The organism is Paenibacillus sp. 01T442, from assembly GCF_056398345.1.
In genome coordinates this window covers 1-2,363 of sequence record NZ_JBFTPF010000179.1, presented here as the reverse complement: position 1 = coordinate 2,363, position 2,363 = coordinate 1, and the positions used below count along the sequence as shown (strand labels likewise).

Genomic DNA, 2,363 nt, shown 5'->3' with positions numbered 1-2,363 from the left:
TAATAACTCTCCTTTCGTTGGAAAAAGAACACATTTGAGTATTCGACGAAACCATTGAAGAAGCCTGCACTTTAGTTCAATAACAAATCAAGTAGGGGACCCATTTGCATGGCTCCCCCCTTATCGAACCGCACGTGCCCTACTAAGGCATACGGCTCACCAACGTGATTCAACTTGCAATCAATTTGCAGCATTTCTTTCTTTGGGCACACTGTATCTTTCGAACGCGTTCTGAGCATACCCAGCACCTTCACCTGATAAGCCATTGCTATTCGTCTGGTTCATTGGATAGCATTTTTTTCTTAGGCTTCCCGTTCACTTCGCACAGTCGCCGACTTAACCTGCCGTGCGTGCTTCAACTCTAAGGTGTAAATTCCTTCAGCAAAGAGGGTCTGATAGCCGGTAATAATATATGGAGGAATCCAAAAAGATAAAATCAAAACAGCAAGAATTTTGATCCCCTGCCGTTTTTTTAAAGACATCCTTAATTTCATAAGGCCGCATAAGAATAGGATGCTCGATAAGATGCCCACATAATATAAAACCGAATGACTGCGAGACCACGGAGATAAACCTAAATTTAAAAAAAGTTTCTCACCAAATGGAGTCACATCAGGGTACTTCCAAGAAAGTACCGGCAAGCAAATTTTTTTAGCCTTCGACAAACTAAAATTTTTTCGTTGACTTAAACCATGGTTTAAGTCGTATCATATTCCTGTCGACATGAAATATAAAATTTGGAGGCCTCCAGATGAAGTATTATTCAATTAGCGAAGTTTCAGCCAAACTCGATATTCCAGAATCAACGATACGTTATTATGAAAAAAAAGGACTACTACCAAAAGTTGAGCGTGATGAAGCTGGGAGGCGGTTATTTTCAGAAGATCAAATTACGTTCCTTGGAATCATTATTTATCTAAAAAACACGCATATGCCAATAAGTGTAATCAAACAATATGTTGATTGGGTAGTAGAGGGAGATAGTACCACTGAATTGCGACTTGAAATGATGAAGAATCACAAGCAAGTTGTACTAGCTGAAATTTCACTAATGCAAGAAGCCTTAAAAGGAATTGACGTAAAAATTACACGTTATACAAAGTATACTCAGGAAAGAAAAGAAGCAAGAGAAGATGAAAAAATATTGGAAAAGAGGAATTAGAATGAAACTTTCAGGAAATACAATACTTATTACAGGCGGAAGTACTGGAATAGGATTAGCTTTTGCAGAGCGTTTTATCAAAGCTGGAAATAAAGTCATTGTTTGTGGACGACGTGAAGATGTACTTCAAAATGCAAAAGAAAAATCCCCTAACCTTATTACTCGTATAAGTAATTTGGATATTGAATCCGAGCGTGTAGCATTATTTGATTGGGTAACAGCGAACTATCCAGAAGTGAATGTGTTAGTTAACAATGCTGGGATCCAACAACGCTTTAATGTGTTAAAAGGGGATGCGAAGAACAATTGGAGTTATTTCAGTAAAGAAATCACAACCAACCTTGAAGCACCTTTCCATCTCTCTATGATGTTCGCTCCATTTTTTGCAACAAAAGAAGAGGCGACTATCATCAACGTGACATCTGGGTTAGCTTTTACACCGTTTGCGATTGCTCCGATTTATTCAGCATCAAAAGCGGCGCTTCATTCATTTACAATGAGTCTAAGACACCAACTTTCTGAAACGTCTGTAGAAGTAATTGAAGTTGCTCCTCCAGCAGTGAATACAAATTTAGGTGGAGCGGGGGTGCATACCCAAGGAGAACCATTAGATGCCTTCGCAGATGGAATTTTCAAAGGATTAGAAGAGGGTGAAAAGGAAATTGGATATGGTACTTCTGTGAATCGCTTACGCATGTCACGAGATGAAGTAGATGTATACGTGGAAAATCTGTATAAGGCCACGAAAAACCTAATTGAATAACTACGCTTACGAAAAAGCTGCTACCATTGTGTAGGTTTTTCCCGAAATTTTATCAAAATGGCAGTTGTTTTGACTTCGCGTTGGCATATAAAAAAGCAAAACTCGCCGTAGTGTTGGCGAGTTTTGCTTTTTTATAGTTACCCATTCCTAATTCAACTAAACTATCCGTTAGCGCAACGAGGCTGCCGATCTATACCGGYAGCCTCGTATTGGTTGCTTAAACCAATGGGTAATCAACTACAATAACATTTTCCAGTATACCATCCARCGMTTTAACAAATTCCTGATGAACGGGATGCGGACCATATGAACGCAGCGACGCAAGGTCTTCAAACGTTACCCGTAATCCGAGAGTATAGCCCTTAATATTTTCCRTTTCTTCAGTTACGTTGATGCCTGCACTTATATCAAATATCCCGGGGATACGATCCCGAAACG

4 protein-coding genes are annotated in these 2,363 nt (G+C 39.3%); 2 read left to right on the top strand and 2 right to left on the bottom strand.

The window, feature by feature from the left end; all coding sequences use genetic code 11:
- Window positions 1-71: 71 nt before the first annotated feature.
- Entirely contained in the window at window positions 72-239 is a 168-nt protein-coding gene (locus tag AC1DLM_RS35170) for a hypothetical protein (protein ID WP_441992665.1), read from the bottom strand.
- A gap of 512 nt (window positions 240-751) precedes the next feature.
- Here AC1DLM_RS35170 and AC1DLM_RS35165 point away from each other — a divergent pair.
- Window positions 752-1,162: a MerR family transcriptional regulator gene (locus tag AC1DLM_RS35165; RefSeq protein WP_441992664.1), complete on the top strand. Its 411-nt coding sequence runs from the start codon at window positions 752-754 to the stop codon at window positions 1,160-1,162.
- Window position 1,163: 1 nt separating this feature from the next.
- Window positions 1,164-1,925: an SDR family oxidoreductase gene (locus AC1DLM_RS35160; RefSeq protein WP_441992666.1), complete on the top strand. Its 762-nt coding sequence runs from the start codon at window positions 1,164-1,166 to the stop codon at window positions 1,923-1,925.
- Window positions 1,926-2,142: 217 nt separating this feature from the next.
- Here the strand turns inward: AC1DLM_RS35160 and AC1DLM_RS35155 are convergent.
- Window positions 2,143-2,363: Dabb family protein (locus tag AC1DLM_RS35155; protein ID WP_477572598.1), on the bottom strand; the 221-nt coding region annotated here is incomplete at its 5' end.